Annotated in this window: 23 protein-coding genes; 5 read left to right on the forward strand and 18 right to left on the reverse strand. The window is 40.3% G+C overall.

The annotated features are described in order from the left end of the window. Position 1 precedes the first annotated feature (1 nt). The 5 genes from AAEY55_RS05390 to AAEY55_RS05410 are packed head-to-tail and all read right to left on the reverse strand — an operon-like array spanning position 2 to position 3,813. Positions 2-619, reverse strand: coding sequence for an SCO family protein (locus AAEY55_RS05390; RefSeq protein WP_089368858.1), 618 nt, complete (start codon positions 617-619; stop codon positions 2-4). Further along, positions 616-1,545 carry a heme o synthase gene (gene cyoE, locus AAEY55_RS05395; protein WP_011329493.1) on the reverse strand — a complete coding sequence of 310 codons (930 nt, stop codon included), beginning with the start codon at positions 1,543-1,545 and terminating at the stop codon, positions 616-618. Before cyoE ends, AAEY55_RS05390 begins: the two co-directional genes overlap by 4 nt. 40 nt (positions 1,546-1,585) lie before the next feature. Continuing rightward, a complete protein-coding gene (locus AAEY55_RS05400; RefSeq protein WP_089368859.1) occupies positions 1,586-2,575 on the reverse strand; it encodes a heme A synthase in 990 nt (329 codons plus the stop codon). 13 nt (positions 2,576-2,588) lie between these two features. Continuing rightward, on the reverse strand, positions 2,589-3,083 hold the full coding sequence (locus AAEY55_RS05405; protein ID WP_086997112.1) for a transmembrane cytochrome oxidase associated protein: 495 nt from the start codon (positions 3,081-3,083) through the stop codon (positions 2,589-2,591). Next, complete coding sequence (locus AAEY55_RS05410) at positions 3,073-3,813, reverse strand: SURF1 family protein (protein WP_089368860.1); 741 nt, start codon at positions 3,811-3,813, stop codon at positions 3,073-3,075. The genes AAEY55_RS05405 and AAEY55_RS05410 overlap by 11 nt, the downstream gene beginning before the upstream one ends. Positions 3,814-3,830: 17 nt before the next feature. Between AAEY55_RS05410 and AAEY55_RS05415 the strand changes: the two genes are divergently transcribed. Continuing rightward, positions 3,831-4,061, forward strand: coding sequence for a DUF2909 family protein (locus AAEY55_RS05415; protein WP_050754475.1), 231 nt, complete (start codon positions 3,831-3,833; stop codon positions 4,059-4,061). Here the strand turns inward: AAEY55_RS05415 and AAEY55_RS05420 are convergent. The 5 genes from AAEY55_RS05420 to lexA form a co-directional block, all read right to left on the reverse strand. After that, complete coding sequence (locus tag AAEY55_RS05420; protein WP_011329497.1) at positions 4,039-4,914, reverse strand: cytochrome c oxidase subunit 3; 876 nt, start codon at positions 4,912-4,914, stop codon at positions 4,039-4,041. The genes AAEY55_RS05415 and AAEY55_RS05420 overlap by 23 nt on opposite strands. A gap of 30 nt (positions 4,915-4,944) precedes the next feature. Next, entirely contained in the window at positions 4,945-5,475 is a 531-nt protein-coding gene (locus AAEY55_RS05425) for a cytochrome c oxidase assembly protein (RefSeq protein WP_086997121.1), read from the reverse strand. Further along, positions 5,475-7,067, reverse strand: coding sequence for a cytochrome c oxidase subunit I (gene ctaD, locus AAEY55_RS05430; protein WP_011329499.1), 1,593 nt, complete (start codon positions 7,065-7,067; stop codon positions 5,475-5,477). Before ctaD ends, AAEY55_RS05425 begins: the two co-directional genes overlap by 1 nt. Then, positions 7,067-8,209: a cytochrome c oxidase subunit II gene (coxB, locus tag AAEY55_RS05435; RefSeq protein WP_011329500.1), complete on the reverse strand. Its 1,143-nt coding sequence runs from the start codon at positions 8,207-8,209 to the stop codon at positions 7,067-7,069. The genes ctaD and coxB overlap by 1 nt, the downstream gene beginning before the upstream one ends. A 473-nt stretch (positions 8,210-8,682) precedes the next feature. Then, positions 8,683-9,300: a transcriptional repressor LexA gene (gene lexA / locus AAEY55_RS05440; RefSeq protein ID WP_041454613.1), complete on the reverse strand. Its 618-nt coding sequence runs from the start codon at positions 9,298-9,300 to the stop codon at positions 8,683-8,685. 279 nt (positions 9,301-9,579) lie between these two features. Here lexA and AAEY55_RS05445 point away from each other — a divergent pair, with 279 nt between their 5' ends. Continuing rightward, on the forward strand, positions 9,580-10,032 hold the full coding sequence (locus AAEY55_RS05445) for an SRPBCC family protein (protein ID WP_011329502.1): 453 nt from the start codon (positions 9,580-9,582) through the stop codon (positions 10,030-10,032). Positions 10,033-10,130: 98 nt separating this feature from the next. Next, a complete protein-coding gene (locus AAEY55_RS05450; RefSeq protein WP_011329503.1) occupies positions 10,131-10,574 on the forward strand; it encodes a PaaI family thioesterase in 444 nt (147 codons plus the stop codon). 2 nt (positions 10,575-10,576) lie between these two features. Here AAEY55_RS05450 and AAEY55_RS05455 read toward each other — a convergent pair whose 3' ends face one another. From AAEY55_RS05455 to AAEY55_RS05465, 3 genes are all read right to left on the reverse strand, one after another. Beyond that, entirely contained in the window at positions 10,577-10,957 is a 381-nt protein-coding gene (locus AAEY55_RS05455; protein WP_011329504.1) for a hypothetical protein, read from the reverse strand. Between the two features lie 252 nt (positions 10,958-11,209). Next, the gene (locus tag AAEY55_RS05460; protein ID WP_011329505.1) at positions 11,210-11,530 is read right to left on the reverse strand and encodes a chaperone modulator CbpM; all 321 of its coding nucleotides are present in this window, start codon (positions 11,528-11,530) and stop codon (positions 11,210-11,212) included. Then, the gene (locus AAEY55_RS05465; protein WP_089368862.1) at positions 11,530-12,495 is read right to left on the reverse strand and encodes a DnaJ C-terminal domain-containing protein; all 966 of its coding nucleotides are present in this window, start codon (positions 12,493-12,495) and stop codon (positions 11,530-11,532) included. The genes AAEY55_RS05460 and AAEY55_RS05465 overlap by 1 nt, the downstream gene beginning before the upstream one ends. 262 nt (positions 12,496-12,757) lie before the next feature. On the opposite strand from AAEY55_RS05465, the gene AAEY55_RS05470 reads away from it, so the two are divergent. Beyond that, a complete protein-coding gene (locus AAEY55_RS05470) occupies positions 12,758-13,411 on the forward strand; it encodes an endonuclease (RefSeq protein WP_011329507.1) in 654 nt (217 codons plus the stop codon). 305 nt (positions 13,412-13,716) lie between these two features. Here the strand turns inward: AAEY55_RS05470 and hmpA are convergent, their stop codons facing one another. Genes hmpA through AAEY55_RS05485 form a run of 3 tightly spaced genes read right to left on the reverse strand, consistent with a single transcriptional unit; the run spans position 13,717 to position 16,450 of the window. Then, complete coding sequence (gene hmpA / locus AAEY55_RS05475; protein WP_089368863.1) at positions 13,717-14,898, reverse strand: NO-inducible flavohemoprotein; 1,182 nt, start codon at positions 14,896-14,898, stop codon at positions 13,717-13,719. Between the two features lie 50 nt (positions 14,899-14,948). After that, entirely contained in the window at positions 14,949-16,181 is a 1,233-nt protein-coding gene (locus AAEY55_RS05480; protein ID WP_089368864.1) for an NnrS family protein, read from the reverse strand. Beyond that, positions 16,181-16,450 carry a hypothetical protein gene (locus AAEY55_RS05485; RefSeq protein WP_089368865.1) on the reverse strand — a complete coding sequence of 90 codons (270 nt, stop codon included), beginning with the start codon at positions 16,448-16,450 and terminating at the stop codon, positions 16,181-16,183. The genes AAEY55_RS05480 and AAEY55_RS05485 overlap by 1 nt, the downstream gene beginning before the upstream one ends. Before the next feature lie 159 nt (positions 16,451-16,609). Between AAEY55_RS05485 and norR the strand changes: the two genes are divergently transcribed. Then, on the forward strand, positions 16,610-18,196 hold the full coding sequence (gene norR, locus AAEY55_RS05490) for a nitric oxide reductase transcriptional regulator NorR (RefSeq protein WP_089368866.1): 1,587 nt from the start codon (positions 16,610-16,612) through the stop codon (positions 18,194-18,196). A gap of 30 nt (positions 18,197-18,226) precedes the next feature. On the opposite strand, the gene AAEY55_RS05495 is transcribed toward norR, so the two are convergent. Together AAEY55_RS05495 and AAEY55_RS05500 are read right to left on the reverse strand one after the other, a co-directional pair. Beyond that, entirely contained in the window at positions 18,227-18,433 is a 207-nt protein-coding gene (locus AAEY55_RS05495; RefSeq protein ID WP_350550398.1) for a hypothetical protein, read from the reverse strand. Beyond that, positions 18,433-19,329 carry a LysR family transcriptional regulator gene (locus AAEY55_RS05500; protein ID WP_350550401.1) on the reverse strand — a complete coding sequence of 299 codons (897 nt, stop codon included), beginning with the start codon at positions 19,327-19,329 and terminating at the stop codon, positions 18,433-18,435. The genes AAEY55_RS05495 and AAEY55_RS05500 overlap by 1 nt, the downstream gene beginning before the upstream one ends. Positions 19,330-19,630 lie beyond the last annotated feature (301 nt).

The following is a 19,630-nucleotide window of genomic DNA, read 5'->3' on the forward strand; positions in this document are numbered from 1 at the left end:
ACTAGTTTTTATAATAATCAGCTATTTTTTTAAATTCTTGAGTTAACTCTTTGGAGTTTATTAACGGCACGCTACCTTGTTTAAATTCAGGTTTAAATATTGCTCTTACCGCCCCATTGCCATCGACCATAGCCACTGAAGCACTATGATCAACTGCATACTCTGACTCGCTACTATCACTAATAGCGTAAATTAAGCCTAACCCTCTCACCATAGGAAAAAGGTGTTTGTGCTCCCCCGAAACCGCTAAAAAATCGGGATTAAAGTAATCAATATAGTCTTTGCGTTTTGCTGGGGTATCTCGTTTGGGATCTACCGATACAAACCAAATTTGCACTGGGTAATCACTACGTAAATTTTTATACACCGCATTTAGTTTAGCCAGTGTTAACGGGCAAATATCGGGGCAGCTGGTGTAGCCTAAAAACACTAAATTCCATTGCCCTAAAAATTGCTGCTTAGTAACCAATTCGCCATGTTGATCATCTAAACTAAAGTCGGCTAAAGGTTTAGCATTCTCGTACACTAAAGCATTAACGTCTGGCGGTGCATTATCATCTGAGCACGCCGATAAAAACAGTGTTAAAACAATAACTAACCCTAGCCATAATTGCTTCATAATAGTAGCCATTTATCTATAAATAATATGATAAAGAGTACCATTAAATGAATAATTGAAAAGCGAAATAAATCCATAGCAGTGTCGTCGTTAGCGGCTAGTTTTAATTTAATCGCTTTATAAATAAAGACTGCATTTAATCCAGATGCGCCGATTAAATAAATTAACCCCGACATTCCTATCAAATAAGGAAATATACACACAATTGCCAGTAACACAGAGTAAGCAACCACACAGGTTTTAGAAAAATCGATACCATGCGTAACCGGTAACATAGGAATTTTAGCCCGTGCGTAATCGCTCTTACGAGCTATAGCTAAGGCCCAAAAGTGTGGAGGGGTCCACGTAAAAATAATCATCACTAGTAGCCAAGGTGCAGCTGCCATTTGCCCTGTTTCAGACACCCAACCCAATAAGGGTGGCATAGCGCCAGCAAGGCCACCAATAACAATATTTTGTGGTGTAGCGCGCTTTAAAAAAGAGGTGTATACAAAGGCATAACCCACCAGCGCAAATAAGGTTAATATGGCGGTAAGGGTATTTGCCCATAGCATTAGCATAATAAAACCTGCCACACCTATTATTGCTGCAAAACTCAGTGCATGTGCCTTACTTAAGCGGCCTTTAGCTACAGGGCGATGACGAGTACGCGCCATTTTGCTGTCTATTTCGCTATCAACAACATGGTTAATTACCGCTGCTGCTGCTGAAAGCAATCCTATGCCAAGTAAGCTTATAAACTGTACACCCATGCCTCTGCCTACATCGGGTGCTAGCGCCAAACCAACCCACGCGGTCAGTACCAACATAGCGACTACTTTAAATTTACTAATGGCTAAATAATCCTGTAGTAAATTATAACTACGTGTAATTAGCGGTAGTGTATTTATAGGTTGTATTGCTTTTTTATCTATTGTAAGTGCCATAACAACGCTCCTTTCTATTTGTAATTTTAGGTTCGTGCTTTTAAGTTCGTGCTTTGAGGTAATAGCATAATCTAATTAAAGTTAATAACAGTATGGCAGCCATTAAGTTATGTGCCAGTGCCATACTTAACGGAATATGCCAATGCACCACTGCGAGGCCTAAAGCAATTTGGCAAAATAAGACAACTAACACGCTAACGGCGCAGCTTTTTATTTTTTGCGAGTAGGCACGGCTGTATATTCGCCACATAATTAATGCCAATACTATGCAAGTAACTAATGCCCAAATACGGTGTAATAAATGAATCGACATACGTGCTTGCTGCGACAGGACGCCAAACTCGTAGTTACCATGCTCAAGCGGGAGCTGAAACACACTACTAAGCGAAAATGGCTGGGCATTACTACATAAAGGCAAGCCATTACAATGCGGAGCAGCGTAATTTGCAGCCAACCAACCTCCTAATGCTATTTGTATAATTAGTACGCTAAGCGCCACTAGGCTTAAACCAAAGTAGCGTCTTGCACCTGCATCTCCCCCCATTATTGGCTTGGCGTTTAATCGTAAATATAATAAAGTGAGCAGCGCTAAAATACTAAAGCCACCAAGTAAGTGGCCCATCACTATTAACGGCTGTAAATTCATCGTAACCGTCCACATACCTAATGCAGCCTGAAATATCACTAACAATAACAGTAGTAATGGTAATTTAACTGGCGTTGTTGGCGATTGACGTTTTAAAAAAGCATATACAAATAAGGCTAATATGAGCAAGCCTAGCGTACCGGCAAAGTAGCGATGAATCATTTCTTTCCATGCTTTAGCGGTTTCAAACATCATATCGGGATAACTTTGTGCTGCTTGCGCTATATCGGCTTCATGTTTGGGTACAGTTAAAAAACCATAACATCCTGGCCAATCTGGGCAACCCAACCCGGCATCACTTAAGCGAGTATAAGCACCCAACGCCACTACTATCAAAGCCAATAAGCCCGTTATTAATACCCAGTTTTTATAATTTTTATACATGGCATCTTCCTACTTAGCTCGAACGAGAATAACTCAGTAATTTTTTTAGATCTTTTAATAGTCCTTTTTGTACTAATCTATTTTCCTGTGGCTGTGTTTTAAATGGATACTCAAGCACTACAAGCCCCATATGGTCGATTAAATACAAACTAGCCGGTTGTAAGTTTGGTTGCGCATCTATACTTTTCCACGGGGAGTTGGCAGCTTTTACTTCGCCTATCACGGCGACATCTACTTTATTCTGGTTTTTGCCTAGCGCTATGTATAAATTATTTAGTGCGGCTAATTGCTCACTACAAGGCGTAGTACATCCATTGGAGTAATTTAGGGCAATAGTCCATTGCTTATGATTGTTTTGCGGCCAATTTTCATATTTAACCTGTTGCTGTAAAAACTCACCATTGTTAGTAATGGCGGTAGGTAACCAATCTAATTTAAGCGCGCTGTACGCTAAAATTAGCGGAATAGCGCAGCAAATGACAAACAGTAAAAGGGGGTTATTTTTCATTATGTGTCCTTTTTTTACTTGCAAAAATAGCCACTAAAACGCACGCCAGCGCAATTAAAAACCATTGCACCGCATAAGCGTGGTGTTTTTGTGGGCTCATAACAACCGCGGTATAGTGAGGTATACCTATTGCATCGCCGCTACCTTGGCGATACGCCATAAAATTAACTAATAATTGCTGGCTTTGTTCGCTCAACTTATTTAATTCAATTGTTTGCACTCGCTTTGGTAAATCAATGTTATTGGTTTTACTCTCGAGGCTAAAAGCAGTGAGGTTATTTTCTTTTATTTGAGCAGTAAGCGTAAAAGCGTGTTTAGGTAGGGTTACTTTAGGTAATGTATCGCGCGATAGGGGAGCTTTTATCCAGCCTAAATTAACCAAAATGGCATGTGTTTCGTTATTTGGCTTTAACAGTGCCAGTAAGTCATAACCCACCTGCCCGTTATAAACTTGGTTGTCTAAAAGCCAATATTCATCGTTAATAAAATGCCCTGTTAACTCAACTAACAATCCTGTTTTATTCCAGTTACTAGGTAGTTTAAGCATTTGCTGCCAGCTCATTACACCGCGCGTTTGCAGCGTTGCAATAGAAGCTAACTGCTGTTGTTTGTGTGTCGCACGTTCTAACTGCCAAAAACCTAAACGCACACACACCAAAACTACAATCACCACCATACAAATGGTGATTATTGAGCTAAACTTTTGTTCACGCCATCTAATTAACTGCATAAAGGGTCAACCTAGTGATGATTAAAATTTTTATTGTATTGTTGTTATTATTTATACTTTTTAACTTGTTTCGCGCTTTATTTATTATGGTCTCTGGAAAAACCCAAGGACGACCTATGTCTCACTTTTTAGGTCGTCGCGTATTATTTTCTGTGGTGGTATTAATAGTTGTTATTGCCGCACTAAAACTTGGCTTTATTAGCGGCAATAACGCCCCTTTAATAACTACAGCACATACACAAATATAAATAAGCATAACCAAACTACATCAACAAAATGCCAGTACCAAGCCGCCGCTTGAAAAGCAAAGTGCTTATCTTTAGTAAAGTGTCCTTTTAAAATTCGTAAAAATACTACCAATAAAATAATAGTTCCTAAGGTCACATGCATGCCATGAAAACCCGTAAGTAAAAAGAACGTGCTGCCATAAATACCGGCATCTAATGTTAAGTTTAAATCGTTATACGCATGAATATATTCTTCTACTTGTAGGCCTAAAAAAACTGCACCCAATAAAATAGTCAGTCCTAAAAACACTTTTAACTGGCCGCGTTTATCACTTTCTATTGCCACATGGGCAAAATGCAAAGTAACTGATGAGGTCAATAAAATTAAGGTGTTAATCAGCGGTAGACCTTGCCATCCCATAGCTTGGGTAGTGTCGCCCCCTGGCGTGGTAATTAATGGCCACACAGCTTCAAATGTAGGCCAAAGCACTTCGTTAGTCATGGCATTGTTATCGGCACCACCAAGCCAAGGCACAGAAAGCATACGGGCGTAAAAAAGTGCGCCAAAAAATGCCATAAAAAACATTACTTCAGAAAAAATAAACCAACTCATTCCTTGTCGAAAAGAGCGGTCCATTTGCGCTGAATATAAGCCTTTCCCGGCCTCATCAATCACGTTTTTAAACCAGCTAAACAACATATACAGCAGTACTGCTATACCTGCGTACAAAATATAAATGCCACTGTCACCTTCTTTACCGGCACTCATTACGGTTAGAGCTGCACCTACTGCAATAAAAAATAATGCTACTGCGCCAACAATCGGCCATGGGCTTTGATCTGGTACATAATAATGCTCATATTCTTGCTTCATTTTATTTGCTCCTGGTTGTCACTAGTTAGGCTAGTTGTTATTGGCTGCTAGCCGCTCACTAATATCAAATACCGTATAAGATAAAGTTAACTCTTCAATGTCACTTGGTAGTGCGGTATCAACATAAAAAAGCAACGTAAACTCTAGTTCTTCACCTGCTTTTAATGGCTGTTGATCAAAACAAAAACACGCTATTTTATGTAAGTATTTTGCTGCTCTACCGGGTGATACCGAAGGCACTGCCTGCATTACTTTATCTTGGTCACTATTATTTTTGGCGCTAAACATTACCTCACGCATAGCACCGGGCTTTACCGCAACACTGTACTCTTTAGACTTCACAGCAAAGGGTGCACCGCTTTGTGCATGCGTGGTAAAGCTCACACTTATTTCGCGATTTTGTATTACTTGCGTGCTTTGCTTTGCTTGCTCTAATGATGGCTTACCGTTAATGCCGGTAATATCACAAAACACGTCATACAAAGGCACTAACGCAAATGCAAATGCGAACATGGCTAAGCAAATAACAACTAAGCGCTTAAGTAGCGGTGCGTGTATCATTATTTAATTTCCGGTGGTGTTGAAAATGTATGGTACGGAGCAGGTGAATCTACCTCCCACTCCAGTCCTTCTGCGCCTTCCCACACTTTTGCAGGAACCTTGTCGCCGCCGCGTGCGCATTTAATCACTACAGCTACAAACAACAACTGCGATAATCCAAAGGCAAAGCCGCCAATACTAATAATGGCGTTAAAGTCAGCAAACTGTAGCGCATAGTCGGGTATACGGCGTGGCATGCCTGCAAGCCCTACAAAGTGCATAGGAAAAAACAATACATTTACGCTTACCAGCGATAACCAAAAATGCCATTTAGCCAGCGCTATGTTATACATATTGCCAGTCCATTTAGGCAGCCAATAATACGCGCCTGCCATAATAGAAAACACCGCTCCCGTTACCAGTACATAATGAAAATGTGCCACTACAAAGTAGGTATCATGGTACTGAAAATCAGCCGGTGTAATGGCCAGCATCAATCCCGAAAAACCACCTAAGGTAAACAACACAATAAAAGCAATACTAAACAGCATGGGGACTTCAAACGTAATTGAACCGCGCCACATAGTGGCTACCCAATTAAATATTTTTACTCCAGTGGGCACCGATATCAGCATAGTCGCGTACATAAAAAATAGCTCGCCAGCCACCGGCATACCGGTAGTAAACATATGATGCGCCCACACTGTAAAACTCAACAACGCAATTGACGCCGTGGCATATACCATGGAGGAATAACCAAAAAGTTTTTTACGCGAAAAGGTAGGAACTATAGTAGAAATAATGCCAAAAGCCGGCAAAATCATTATGTATACTTCGGGGTGGCCAAAAAACCAAAATATGTGCTGAAACATCACCGGATCACCGCCACCAGCTGCATCAAAAAAGCTGGTTGCAAAGTATTTATCGGTGAGCACCATGGTCACTGCACCTGCGAGTACCGGCATAACCGCAATTAATAAAAATGCCGTTATCAGCCAAGTCCATACAAACATAGGGACCTTCATCCAAGTCATGCCTGGGGCACGCAAGTTAACTATGGTTACAATTACATTAATTGCCCCCATAATGGAGCTAATACCCATAATATGCACAGCAAATACAAACATGGCGGTATTGTCATTACTGTAGGTTGTGGACAGCGGCGCATAAAAAGTCCAACCAAACGCAGGACCGCCACCGGGCATTAATAGCGATGATAATAAAATTAAAAACGCGAATGGTAAAATCCAAAAACTCCAGTTATTCATTCGGGGTAAGGCCATATCAGGCGCGCCAATCATTAATGGCACCATCCAGTTAGCTAAGCCAGTAAAGGCCGGCATAACGGCACCAAATACCATAATCAACCCATGAACCGTGGTCATTTGATTAAAAAAGTGAGGATCGACTAATTGCAATCCTGGCTGAAATAACTCAGCGCGGATCACCATAGCCATAGCACCACCAATAAAAAACATAGTTAGCGAAAAAATTAAGTACAAGCTACCTATATCTTTATGATTTGTGGTATATAACCAGCGCTTAAAGCCTTTAGCAGGATGATGAGCGTGGTGAGCTTCATTAATGTCAGGTTGTTCTACTATGCTACTCATTAGTTCGCCTCCCCATCGGCATCAAGTGCTGCCTGTATTTCACTTGGTTGAATTACATCACCGGTATCATTACCCCATGCATTACGCTTATAAGTAATTACCGCTGCTAATTGCTTTATAGAGAGCTGTTTAGCAAAGGCTTGCATGGCTGTGCCGGGGCTTCCGTGAATAACAATATCAATGTGGTCTTTTATATCGCCAAGCACTATCGGGCTGCCTTTAAGTGCAGGAAAAACGCCTGGCAAACCTAACCCTGTGGGCTGATGACATGCAGCACAATTGGCCATATACACTTGCTCACCCAAAGTCATTAATTCTTCTTTAGGGAGTGTTTGGTCAAGTAATGCAGCATCTGCTGCTGCTGCTTTTTGCTTTGCTTGTTTAGCATCTGCTAGCCAAACTTTAAAATCGGCCTCTGACTTAGCCTCTACTACCACTGGCATAAAGCCATGATCTTTACCGCATAGCTCAGCACACTGACCGCGATAAATACCGACTTCGTTTATGTTGGTCCACGTTTCGTTAATAAACCCCGGGTTTGCATCTTTTTTAATAGCAAAATCGGGCACCCACCAAGAATGAATAACATCGTCGGAGGTCATTAAAAAGCGTACTTTTTTATTGATCGGTAATACCAGAGGCTTATCTACCTCAAGTAAATAGTTGGGGTTTTTATCGGCTAGGTTAGCAATTTCATTTTGCGGTGTGGCAAGTATTGAGTAAAACTCAACATCTTCCCCCATATATTCGTAATGCCATTTCCATTGTGAACCAGTTACTTTAATAGTGATATCCGCTTTACTGGCATCTTCCATCGCTATTAATGTTTTAGTTGCGGGGACTGCCATTGCTATTAAAATAACAAATGGAATTGCTGTCCAGAGTATTTCTACTTTGGTACTTTCGTGAAATTGAGCAGCAACTGCTCCTTTAGATTTACGATGATGAATAAGTGCCCAAAACATAACGGCAAATACAATCACGCCTATTACACAGCATATTAAAAATATGGTCATGTGTAGTTGATAAACATTATTACTTATATCGGTTACGCCTTTGCGCATATTATATTGGCTATTTGCCAATGCTAACTGCGGAAAAACAAACAATATAAGCCACAAGGTAGAGCTCAATTTACCCATGTGACAGCTCCTTTAATACTGTTGCGAGTGCAAAACAAAAAGACATAAGCTTTAAATGCCAATTTGTTATTTTTTATTTTTGTATTGCTGCCGGATATATAAATATATTTTCTCAAAACTAAAGCTGTGAGTTATTGTTAGTCCAGCCCATTAACAATTAGTTAATAATTGAACAACTAGCAAGTTTTAGTTTGAAAAATAATCAAATAATATTAGGGGATTAGCGTAAATATGGGATTTATTTAATTTTGTTCTAAGCAGGAAGTGAGCAACAGCAAGGGTTACAAATAAAAAGACAGCGATAACGAGTATTAAATACTTAAATGATAAAAAACATAAACTTAATATAATTTTTTCATTGCAGCGGAATTTTCACAAAAAAAAGGCAAAAAAAAGCGCACTAAAAAGTGCGCATTAATTATCTGAGCTATTAAATTATGCCGATATTTTACATAGCTATAACAGCTTAATTGTCACATCCAGTCAGCATTACGAATAACCCCAACAGCTAAGCCTTCAATATTAAAAGATTCGTTTTCAAGATCCACTTCTATCGACGAAAATTCTTTATTTTCAGCATGCAATAATACTTTTTTGCCTGCTTTTTCTAAGCGTTTTACCGTTACATCGTCATCAACGCGGGCAACAATAACTTGGCCATTTTCGGCAACTTGAGTGCGATGAACAGCCAGTAAATCACCATCCATAATACCAATATCTCGCATGCTCATACCATTTACACGCAATAAAAAATCGGCAGCGGGTTTAAACATTAACGGGTCAATTTTACAATGGCTCTCAACATGTTGTTGCGCCAAAATAGGTTCGCCGGCAGCTACACGGCCTATTAACGGTAAACCAAGTTGTTCTGGTTCATCTTCTTCAATAAGTTGAATACCACGGCTAGCGCCTGGTTTCATTTTAATAGCGCCTTTTTTAGCCAGCGCTTTTAAATGCTCTTCTGCTGCATTAGCACTTTTAAAGCCTAATGTTTGTGCAATTTCTGCGCGTGTAGGAGGCATACCAGTGTCTTTAATAAACACTTTAATAAGTTCGAGTATTTGCGCTTGGCGGTTAGTTAATGGTCGCATACAACTGGTTTTCCATACAGTACATTTAACTGTGAGTATATACAGTTATCTGAAAATCGCAAATTTAAATTACTCCTCGCCTTTGCTGCCAAAGGTGGCATTGGTCTAAGCTTAAAATTACCAAGTAAATTACAGATAAAATTACGCAGATCACGATAGTGTTAGTTTTACGTTACATTAATTACATAACTACTAAGTTGTTGCTGTTATTAAAAATTAGTTAACTATCGTTTTTGTAATGGGCCTTAACTTCATCAATGTGAATTAACGGAGAGTGTTATGAATATCACTGTAGCGGTAATAATTAACGGTCCTAAACGTAAAGTATGGGCGGCAATAACTGACATCGAAAACAGTGCCAATATGCTGTCTGGCATTATTGATGTAAAAATAATCGAGAAGCCACCACAAGGGCTAGTGGGCCTAAAATGGTTAGAAACACGAAAAATTTTTGGCAAAGCAGCCTCAGAAACCATGTGGATCACCGAAGCTGTTACTAATGAATACTATTGCACTCGCGCAGAAAATGGCGGGGCAGTTTATACCACTAAGCTGTCACTTACCGCCGCCGAACCTAGCACCTGTTTAACCATGACTTTTTCTGATAGCTCTGAGTCTATTTGGGTAAAAATGATCTCTGCAGTGATAGGGTTTTTTCTTAAAAGTTCGATGCGTAAAATGCTAAAAAAAGATCTCGATGAAATTAAGCACTATGTAGAAAGCAAAAAGTAGCACTGTATTACCATGCAGTAGCTGCACTAATTTGGCTATCATATCGCCATGAAAAATCGTATTATCGGTTATCGTTTTCAACCTTTAAAGGAGTAACAATGAGTATTTGGCATCAACCTATTACTTTAGCGTTTTGTAAGCAGTTAGACCAAGGCATAAATGGCCAAGGTACACTGATGAAAACCATGGGGATTGAAATAACTGAAATTGGTGATGATTACTTAGTTGCCACTATGCCAGCAATTCCTGCGCACCATAACCCTATAGGCATGGTGCATGGCGGAGCAAACGTGGTTTTAGCCGAAAGTGTTGCCAGCTACGCGGCTAATTTTGTGGTCGACTTCACTAAATTTTATTGTGTAGGGCAAGAGATCAGTGCCAGCCATTTAAAAGCCTCGCGTAATGGCACCTTAACCGCCACCGCAAAAGCGTTTCATATTGGCAAACGTAGCTCAGTATGGGAAATAAAAATAACGAATAGTCGCGGCGAGCTTTGCTGCGTATCAAAAATGACCGCAGCTGTTGTAGAGCGCAAAGGCTAACGCTATTTTTCTAGCGGGTAAATAGTAATTTCCATGCCTGCACCAATTGCCGATATACGTAATAATGTATCGGCGTGCAGCGCTTGGTTAAAACACTTTGGCGAAGTGCCCGATTCAAAACCAATATCAAAGGTACGGCGCGAACAACTCAACCATTGCTTAAGTGCAGCCCGCGAGCATGACTCTACTAACTCACATAAGTGGTTAATTGCTTTATCCGGTGAAGATATTTCGCCTGTTACTTCTATACGCGCTAACTGACGGTATTCGTCTTTATCATAATGTAAAATAGTGGCGATTTTTTTTAGGTCAGCTACAAGCACGCTAATATCTTGCTTTGACTCAAGCTCTAGGTCTACATTTAAAAATTGAATTTCCGACATTGTCTGCTGTTTATCCTCTAATTAGTTCGCTGTAAACTTTAACGCAGTTTTACGCTTATACCAAATCAACTCTGCAATATTCACCTTTTTTATCTGAATAGTCGGCTATTTTTACGCATTTATTGACGCTTTACTTACTCTTATTTCACGAATAAAAAATATTTAAGCACCAAAAGCTCACTATTATAAAAGTGCTGAGCTAGCTCCATAAAAATAGCTAGCTACTCGCATTTAAAATTTAACCACTATTTTTTATTCTAAATGTTTAAATCGACTTAAGTGCTGCTTTAACATTTGGTTTTCAGCAATCAACTCATCCCGTTCATCCAATAATTGTAAAACCAAAGCAATAGCAGACCAATCTAACGATAAGTCATGCTGAATACGCGCAGCCTTTTTAACTAAGATCACTGTTGATACCGTAAATTGCCATTCTGTAACGCGCTCGCCCTCAATAGGAATAGCAATGCTGTGCTCAACCAATTCATATAATATGGCTTCGCTAATATCACTACTCACACACAATTCTTGGCTAGTGAGTAAATTGCCTTGTGGTGCCTCGATAATTTTCATTATGACTTGCTCCAATTGCTACGGGGGTCAAAATGGGCTTTTTCGGCCAGCTCTTGCCAAAGCTTTTTGCTAACATCATCACTCAATGCTGGATTAACAATTTTAATCACAGCAAATAAGTCACCTTTGGCTTTTTTACTAATTAACCCTTTACCTTTAATGCGTAAACGTTGACCCGATTGACTATTAGCTGGAATAGTTAGTTGGATTTTTCCGGCTAATGTAGGTAAATTTATTTTAGTGCCCAAAGCAGCTTCCCATGGTGCAAGAGGTACCACTATATTTAGGTCATGCCCCTCAACGTCAAATAATGGATGAGGCACTAAGCGAATTTGCAAATACAAATCGCCATTAGGGCCATTTGCCGAACCTAATCCACCTTGGCCTTTTAAGCGAATGCGTTCGCCATTAACCGAGCCGGCAGGAATTTTAACTTTAAGCGATTTTTTAACTTCAGATACACGGCCACTACTGTCTCGCTGCGGCAGCATAAACTCAATTGGTTTAACGGTATCGACTAACGTTTCTTCAAGAAATACCGGGAATTCAATTTCCACATCTTGTCCTTTTTGCGCACGAGCGCCACCAGTTCTGCCCTGCCCGCCATGGTTAAACCCACCTGCGCCGCCAAACATTGAATTTACAAAATCAGAAAACTCCTGATCGGCTTGGGGATCACCTTGCTGATAATGGTTTTGTGACGAGCCATAGCTACCGCCATAATTTGCTTGCTGCTGAGCACGGTTTTGTTGATTACGACGTAACACATCGTATTTAGCGCGCTCTTCTTTGTTGTGAATAACTTCGTAAGCTTCACCTATCTCTTTAAACTTTTCCTCGGCTTGAGGTTCTTTACTTACATCTGGATGATATTTTCTAGCTAGCTTTTTATAAGCTACTTTAACCGCTTTATCGTCTGCATCGGGCGATACTCCAAGCACGGCATAATAATCTATAAATTTCATTCGCAATCCAAATCACAAACTTATGAGCTTTCATCATACTCTTTAAGTAACAACTTTTGTTTATTTAAACAACAATTTAAAGTAGATAACCTGAGCTCCGGATAATAAAACTAAATATAACTATGATTCAATACGTTAGTAAATCTCTTAACCAGAGCTAAGGTTAAATACTAAAGAACGGTAAATATGGCTTAAGTAAACTTTATCTTTTAGCTTCAAGTCATTAAACTAGCCGCTCCTGTAGTTCACGTATGTGATGGATATGACTCGATTTATTTTAGCCTTGTTGGCTTTTTTTGTATGCTTTTCGCTATCGGCTGAAGAATTCACTCGGTTTTCAACCGCTAAAAGACACCTAATTAAAACCCTCCCTAGTAATGCTAAAAGTATTTACTGTGGCTGCGATATAAAAAAACAGGGTAAAAAACTAGTTCCCGACCCCACTAACTGTGGCTATGTGCCACGCAATACACATACCCGCTCAGGTAACGTAAATGCACGCGCTTTACGCATAGAATGGGAGCATATTGTGCCTGCCTGGGAGTTTGGCCACCAATTACAATGCTGGCAAGATGGCGGGCGTAAAAACTGCCGTAAAGTAAGTGCTAAGTTTAGAAAGATGGAAGCCGATATAAACAACTTAGCTCCTGCTATTGGTGAAATTAACGCAGATCGTTCTAATTATCGATTTGGAATGCTTAGTGAAAGCGCCACCCAATACGGTCGCTGTGAAGTTAAAGTTAACTTTAAACAACGAGTAATAGAGCCTCCTTTTTATGCCCGTAAACAAATAGCCGACGCCTATGCCTATATGCAAAAAACTTACGGCTTAAAAATATCAAATAAACAACAGCAGTTATTTAATGCTTGGCAACAACAAGCGTATGCCGCGCAAACCAATACCAAAAAGCTTTAATTTAAAGGTATTAGGAGCCAGTTTAATATTTAACCTGAACTCTGGTTAAGAGATTTACTAACGTATTGAATCATAGTTATATTTAGCTTTATTTTCTCTAGCCAGAGATTTCCAGTGAAAACAAGGCGAATTTACGCGTCAATAGCTGGCCTATTGCAAGTGAATTCAACGCAGTTAGCGCTGAAAATAGCTGCTTGAGATAGGTTTATTATCCGGAGTTCAGGTTATTTAACGGCACAAAAAAGCGCGCTATTGAAGTAATGCCCAATAGCGCGCTTTTTTAATTGAGTTTTATTCTATAAATATTATAGATCTTGATGCGGGCCAAAAATTTCGTAATGAATGTGTCCGTTATTAACGCCTAATTCTAGCAGTTGTTTTTTCACAAAGGCCATAAAATTAGCGGGTCCACACAAGTAAAAGTCGCCGTTGCTCAGTGGCAATTGCGCTTGTACTGCGTGTAAATCCATAAAACCGGTAAAATCAGCTCCTGCATCGCCTTGATTAAACCAAGTCATGGTTTGTAAGCGCGGGTAAACAGTGCTTAGTTCATTTAAATAATTAGCAAATGAGTGCTGCTGAGCATTTTCGCAAGCATGCAAATACATAATATTTTGATTAGCAGTATCGCTTAATAGCGTCTCTAACATTGCTACCATTGGCGTTTGCCCAACACCCGCTGAAATAAGCACAGCAGGGCTGGTGTTATTTCGTAAAAAGAAATCCCCTGCTGGCGGATATAGCTCTACTATTGCGCCTTGCTCTAGTGAGTGTAAATGGTTAGACACCATGCCAGGGTTTGGTAATAACTCTTTTTTAACGCTAATACGGTAGTTTTTACCATTACTTTTTTGCGAAATAGAATACTGGCGGATCTCTTCATATTCACTAGCCTCTGGCTTAACTTTAATACCTAAATATTGACCCGGTTTATGGGCAATTACTGCCTCGCCATCAACTGGCGTAAGCGTAAAGCTAGTTACCAGCTCTGACTCAGCCTGCTTATTAGTTATTGCAAACTGACGTGTGCCTGCCCAACCGCCTAAGTTATTTTTGCTGTGCTCGTATAAAGCAGCTTCCTCAGTTATACAAATATCAGCAAGTACGCCATACGCTTCACGCCAAGCATATTCAACATCTGGCGTGAACTGCTCAGGAATAAGCTCTTTCAGCGTGCCAATTAAATGTGCACCAACAATTGGGTAGTGCTCCGGCAAAATATTTAAACTAGTATGTTTATGGTTAATACGCCCAAGTGCCGCTTTTAACACCTCTAAATTATCAATGTTTTGTGCATAAGCAGCCAATGCGTTAAATAATGCAAATTGTTGACGGCCGGTATCTTGGTTGCTCATATTAAAAATATTTTTAAGCTCAGGATTATGACTAAATAAACGCTTGTAAAAATGATCAGTAACAACCGTACCTGCCTCTGCTAATAAAGGAACAGTACTTTTAACAATTTCAATAGTTTTATCCGATAACATCTAGGTTTTCCTACGTGTGAATAATACCCAATTAATAAAATAGGTATAGGTTAACCACGACGCCCATCAACACGACGCTGTGTTAAAATAGGTGTGCAGTGAATTAAAAATAATAAAAAGGCAATTAGCCACAGCCCAGCACTTAGCTGCCAAGCTAGGTGTGGCCCAATAACAAAAGGCAGTAAAGAACGAGTAATCCCAGCCACTAACACTAAAGCAAAAGCAACCGCCATATAATGTGGAATAGTCAAAGAGCGCCCGGTATGCCCATGAGATACGCGTGTCATCATGGCTAAAATCATCATCCCTATGGTACTTATGGTAATGAGGTGTAATGCATCTTTAAATAAAATAACACTGCTGTAAAAACTCATGGCTACCAGCATTAAACCTACACCTAGTGCCAAGTACGAAAAATGCAAAGACCATAACAAAGGAACTTTAAGTACGTTTTTATCCCACCAATAAAAACTACGGATTAAATGCAGCACAGCAACAACAGCAAGTGCCCAGCCTGGGTTTAGCTGATTAAAAAATAACTGACTAAGAAAAAACACCGCAATACTAAAAACGCTCATATACAGTAATACTGAGTCAACGTTAGCTGTACGTACCTGCGCTGTTAAACCAAGGCCTTTACTGGTAAAAAATGGCAATACACGCCCTGCTACTATGCCAATTAATAAGGTCATCAGTAATACTGCTGTATCAACAATGGCGAGCGCAAACTGCATGTTTTGTTCAATCAGCATGGCCAAGTAAACAATATTTAACGTACACAGCGCCGCTAATAGCACTAAAAATTGATAGTTATTTTTGCTTTTAGCGGTTAATAACATATTAGCTAATGCTGCAATAACACCTAGCCACCATGCAAGCTGTAACACTAACACCGCATATAAATTAAATTGTGCAAAAGCAGGCAAAGACACAAAAAATGCGCCTCGCGCCCCAAGCCATAGCAGCGTTAATAGCATTAACTTTTTGCCACTAATGCTAGGTACTCCAGTCCAAGTTTGCGCGGCGGTAAGTAAAAAACCCACTGCAACAACACCTGCAAAACCAAATAACATTTCATGGGCATGCCATAATGTAGCGGGGATTGTTAACTGCCAAGTTGCACTACCCGTTAAAATTAATAACCAGTAGCCTATTGAACTAAAAGCCAACAAGCCTGCGGCTAAAAAATAGGGTCTAAATGGCAGCATCCATACTGGCCACTGCGTTATTTGGTAAAAGCGAATATTAGCCGGTACCGGCTGAGATAAATTAATAGGTCGCATTAACGAACTTCCTTCCCCATGCCATGCAGTGCGATACAACGCAGCACATAGCTAATTTTTAAAATAGCAGCAATAACAATAGTGCTAATATGTGCCGAAATTTGCACCGGTATAGAAAAGTAACCGGCAAAAGGGTAGCTAATTAAAATACTGGTTATTAGTAATGCACAACTAGCTGCTAATAATGAGTTTGCCACTAGCAGTAGTTTTTTCAGTAAACAAGCTGTCTCAATTTTGTAGCTTGGATTATGTATAACCAAGGTGTTCATAACGGCCTCAACAACTAATGCACTTAACTACCTATTACACTTATCGTGCCAATAAAATAAACATATATATTTCAATGAACTAACTTATCCACCTTTGCTTTTTATGTCTTTATGACCTACCATAAATCAAACTAAAAAACACATAAGAGTCATTTTGACATGAGCAGCGCAATTAACTTCACTGCCGTAGCGGTAAAGCTGGCTCAAAGCACATTAGATAAAAACTGTTTTGAGCAATTACTTACTGTCCTTGAAACAGTGATTGCCAGTGATGCCAGCGCACTGCTTGAGCTACAAGGTGAGCAGCTCAAGCCACTTGCAATTAAAGGCTTAATGCCAGATAGCCTGGGGCGGCGTTTTAAGCTTAGTGAGCATCCGCGCTTAGAAGCTATTTGTAATACTCAGCAACCACTGCAATTTGCCCATGACTGTCCATTGCCCGATCCGTACGACGGCTTACTACTAGCAAAAACTGGCGACATTCCGGTACATGCTTGCTTAGGTTTACCCCTATTTTATCAACAACAGTTATTAGGTGTGATTACGTTTGACAGCCTAAATGCCAATGCCTTTAACGCTATTAGTGCGCAAACGCTTAGCACCTTACAAACGCTATGCAGCGCACATTTTAAAACGGCATTACAGCTGGCTCATTACAAATTACATGCACAGCATTCTAGCGCCTTAGTGCAAGAGCTTAACCGCGAAGCACTCACCCGTGATGGCGGCGAAATTATTGGTCAAAGCTCAGCAATACAAGCACTTAAAAATGATATAAAACTTGTCGCCGCCTCTAATTTTAGTGTGTTAATTTTAGGCGAAACCGGCGTAGGCAAAGAGCTGGTTGCACGTAATATTCATTTACACTCGAAACGCAGTGAGCAGCCACTTATTCATTTAAACTGTGCTTCGCTTGCTGAAAATCTCGCCGAAAGTGAGTTTTTTGGCCATGCTAAAGGCGCTTTTACTGGGGCGGATCATGCGCGCCAAGGTAAGTTTCAGCTAGCGCACGGTGGTACTTTATTTTTAGACGAAATAGGCGAGCTACCACTGGTACTACAAAGTAAATTGCTACGGGTATTACAAAGTGGCGAAATACAAACAGTAGGCGAAGACGAAGTGAAATATGTTGATGTGCGGGTTATTGCTGCTACTAATCGTAATTTAAAAAAAGAAGTAGCCGAAGGACGCTTTAGAGCCGATTTATACCATAGATTAAGTGTCTACCCGCTAACGGTAGCGCCGTTACGCCAGCGTGAAAACGATGTGGTTTTATTAGCTGGTTTTTTTGTTGAGCAAACCGCACGAAAATTAGCAATAAAACAACTTAAGTTAAGTGTCGATGCACAATTATTGTTAACCCAATATCAGTGGCCGGGTAACGTACGGGAGCTAGAGCATGTAATTAGCCGCGCAGCACTAAAGGCCAAACAAAGCCAATGGCAACAAGCCATTATTACCATAAAGCCCGAGCACTGTGAGCTAAACCTTAGTGCGAGTAATACAACACAGTTATCATTACCTGCTAGTACCACAAACACCACCACTGGCAGTAGCACTAACATAGCAGAGCAAAATTTATCACTTAAGCAAGCAACCGATACCTTTACCCATCATTTAATTAGTCAGCAGCTTGAGCAACATAATTATAACTGGGCAAGTGCAGCACGCACCTTAAAAGTAGACCGTGCAAACTTAGTTCGCTTGGCTAAACGCTTAGGTATTTCAGTCAAAAAGTCGCTATAAAATAGCTATAAAACCGTCAGTTCACCTAAGTTAGGGGGCTTTACAGCAAGTAGCCCCCAGCAGAGCAGCAAGCGATTGATAGTGCGGCGAAAAATACAGTAACACTTCACAATGCAGTCCACTTTTTGCGTAATATTTAACGTAAAGTGGTGCGTTGGTAGCCATTGCTAGCTGTTTTATTTTAGCCAGCTCTGCATCTGCAAACATAGCATCACCTAAGTTTTTATAATGCCACATTAGCTTGCTTTATTGGTTTGAAAATAGGTTTTTAACAATTGGCTAAACGCCTGTACCTTTGCGGTACGATGCACCAAATGATGCGTTACTAGCCATATATCAGTACACCAGATTAATTCATTAGATAAAATGGGTACTAAATTAGCGTATTGAGCCGCAACATTGTGCTGTAACCCACCAATTCCTAAGCCTTTAATTACAGCACGCGTAGCTTCTGAGGTTTCTGACACACGCAGTTTTATTTGCGGCGCTGCAATATGCTGATCTACCCATTCAAAATACGGCACCCGCGCATTAAAGCCCGCCACGCCAGAAATAAAGTTATGTTGCTGTAAATCACTCAGCGATTTAGGCATACCATATTTATTAATATATCGCTGATTAGCATATAAACCCGAGTTAAGCTGAGCCAAATGCTGTGCAATATAGTCGCCTTCATCGGGCCTTGGCCCTGCCCGTACGGCAATGTGCGCCTGACCGTGATCGAGCCGTAAACGCTTTTGCTCTAAAATCATCTCAAGCTGCACTTGTGGATGTAGCGCCTGAAATTGCTCGCACACATCGCCAAGCACATCCATAAAGCCACTAACCGTGGTTAACAGTAAACTGCCGCGCAGTGTGCTATCAGCCGCAGCAATATCATTATGTAACTGCTCAAGAGAATTATCGATCACTTGTGCGGTACTAAACAGCTTAGCGCCTGTTTCTGTTGCTTTATAGCCACGAGCATGGCGATGAAACAAACGTGTGTTTAAGTTTTTTTCAAGATTATTAATTCGCCTAAGCACTGTACTATGGTGCACATTAAGCGCCTCTGCCGCCGCAGTTAAGGTACCTAAACGTGCAACCTCAAAAGCCACTTTAACATCTTGCCAATCTTCAAACTTAACCGCCATACTGTGCCACCTTAAACTTATGTGCATATACGCACATAAGTGTTGCGTTTATTCGGGTTTTCTTCAAGTCATTTTTTGGTAAAGTAGCCCCATATTATCTACATTAACCTGAACTCTGGTTAAGAGATTTACTAACATATTGAATCATCGTTATATTTAATTTTATTTTCTCTAGCCAGAGGTTTTCAGTGAAAACAAGGCGAATTTACGCGTCAATAGCTGGCCTATTGCAAGTAAATTCAACGCAGTTAGCGCTGAAAACAGCTGCTTGAGATAAGTTTATTATCCGGAGCTCAGGTTA

This window comes from Pseudoalteromonas sp. 120-MNA-CIBAN-0494 (assembly GCF_040308885.1).
Taxonomy (GTDB): Bacteria; Pseudomonadota; Gammaproteobacteria; order Enterobacterales; family Alteromonadaceae; genus Pseudoalteromonas; species Pseudoalteromonas nigrifaciens.

What these genes read in the sequence shown, in the direction of transcription:
- AAEY55_RS05390 (WP_089368858.1), bottom strand. Translation starts at nt 619, where the DNA reads ATGAAGCAATTATGGCTAGGGTTAGTTATTGTTTTAACACTGTTTTTA.
- cyoE (WP_011329493.1), bottom strand. Translation starts at nt 1,545, where the DNA reads ATGGCACTTACAATAGATAAAAAAGCAATACAACCTATAAATACACTA.
- AAEY55_RS05400 (WP_089368859.1), bottom strand. Translation starts at nt 2,575, where the DNA reads ATGTATAAAAATTATAAAAACTGGGTATTAATAACGGGCTTATTGGCT.
- AAEY55_RS05405 (WP_086997112.1), bottom strand. Translation starts at nt 3,083, where the DNA reads ATGAAAAATAACCCCCTTTTACTGTTTGTCATTTGCTGCGCTATTCCG.
- AAEY55_RS05410 (WP_089368860.1), bottom strand. Translation starts at nt 3,813, where the DNA reads ATGCAGTTAATTAGATGGCGTGAACAAAAGTTTAGCTCAATAATCACC.
- AAEY55_RS05415 (WP_050754475.1), top strand. Translation starts at nt 3,831, where the DNA reads ATGATTAAAATTTTTATTGTATTGTTGTTATTATTTATACTTTTTAAC.
- AAEY55_RS05420 (WP_011329497.1), bottom strand. Translation starts at nt 4,914, where the DNA reads ATGAAGCAAGAATATGAGCATTATTATGTACCAGATCAAAGCCCATGG.
- AAEY55_RS05425 (WP_086997121.1), bottom strand. Translation starts at nt 5,475, where the DNA reads ATGATACACGCACCGCTACTTAAGCGCTTAGTTGTTATTTGCTTAGCC.
- ctaD (WP_011329499.1), bottom strand. Translation starts at nt 7,067, where the DNA reads ATGAGTAGCATAGTAGAACAACCTGACATTAATGAAGCTCACCACGCT.
- coxB (WP_011329500.1), bottom strand. Translation starts at nt 8,209, where the DNA reads ATGGGTAAATTGAGCTCTACCTTGTGGCTTATATTGTTTGTTTTTCCG.
- lexA (WP_041454613.1), bottom strand. Translation starts at nt 9,300, where the DNA reads ATGCGACCATTAACTAACCGCCAAGCGCAAATACTCGAACTTATTAAA.
- AAEY55_RS05445 (WP_011329502.1), top strand. Translation starts at nt 9,580, where the DNA reads ATGAATATCACTGTAGCGGTAATAATTAACGGTCCTAAACGTAAAGTA.
- AAEY55_RS05450 (WP_011329503.1), top strand. Translation starts at nt 10,131, where the DNA reads ATGAGTATTTGGCATCAACCTATTACTTTAGCGTTTTGTAAGCAGTTA.
- AAEY55_RS05455 (WP_011329504.1), bottom strand. Translation starts at nt 10,957, where the DNA reads ATGTCGGAAATTCAATTTTTAAATGTAGACCTAGAGCTTGAGTCAAAG.
- AAEY55_RS05460 (WP_011329505.1), bottom strand. Translation starts at nt 11,530, where the DNA reads ATGAAAATTATCGAGGCACCACAAGGCAATTTACTCACTAGCCAAGAA.
- AAEY55_RS05465 (WP_089368862.1), bottom strand. Translation starts at nt 12,495, where the DNA reads ATGAAATTTATAGATTATTATGCCGTGCTTGGAGTATCGCCCGATGCA.
- AAEY55_RS05470 (WP_011329507.1), top strand. Translation starts at nt 12,758, where the DNA reads ATGACTCGATTTATTTTAGCCTTGTTGGCTTTTTTTGTATGCTTTTCG.
- hmpA (WP_089368863.1), bottom strand. Translation starts at nt 14,898, where the DNA reads ATGTTATCGGATAAAACTATTGAAATTGTTAAAAGTACTGTTCCTTTA.
- AAEY55_RS05480 (WP_089368864.1), bottom strand. Translation starts at nt 16,181, where the DNA reads ATGCGACCTATTAATTTATCTCAGCCGGTACCGGCTAATATTCGCTTT.
- AAEY55_RS05485 (WP_089368865.1), bottom strand. Translation starts at nt 16,450, where the DNA reads ATGAACACCTTGGTTATACATAATCCAAGCTACAAAATTGAGACAGCT.
- norR (WP_089368866.1), top strand. Translation starts at nt 16,610, where the DNA reads ATGAGCAGCGCAATTAACTTCACTGCCGTAGCGGTAAAGCTGGCTCAA.
- AAEY55_RS05495 (WP_350550398.1), bottom strand. Translation starts at nt 18,433, where the DNA reads ATGTGGCATTATAAAAACTTAGGTGATGCTATGTTTGCAGATGCAGAG.
- AAEY55_RS05500 (WP_350550401.1), bottom strand. Translation starts at nt 19,329, where the DNA reads ATGGCGGTTAAGTTTGAAGATTGGCAAGATGTTAAAGTGGCTTTTGAG.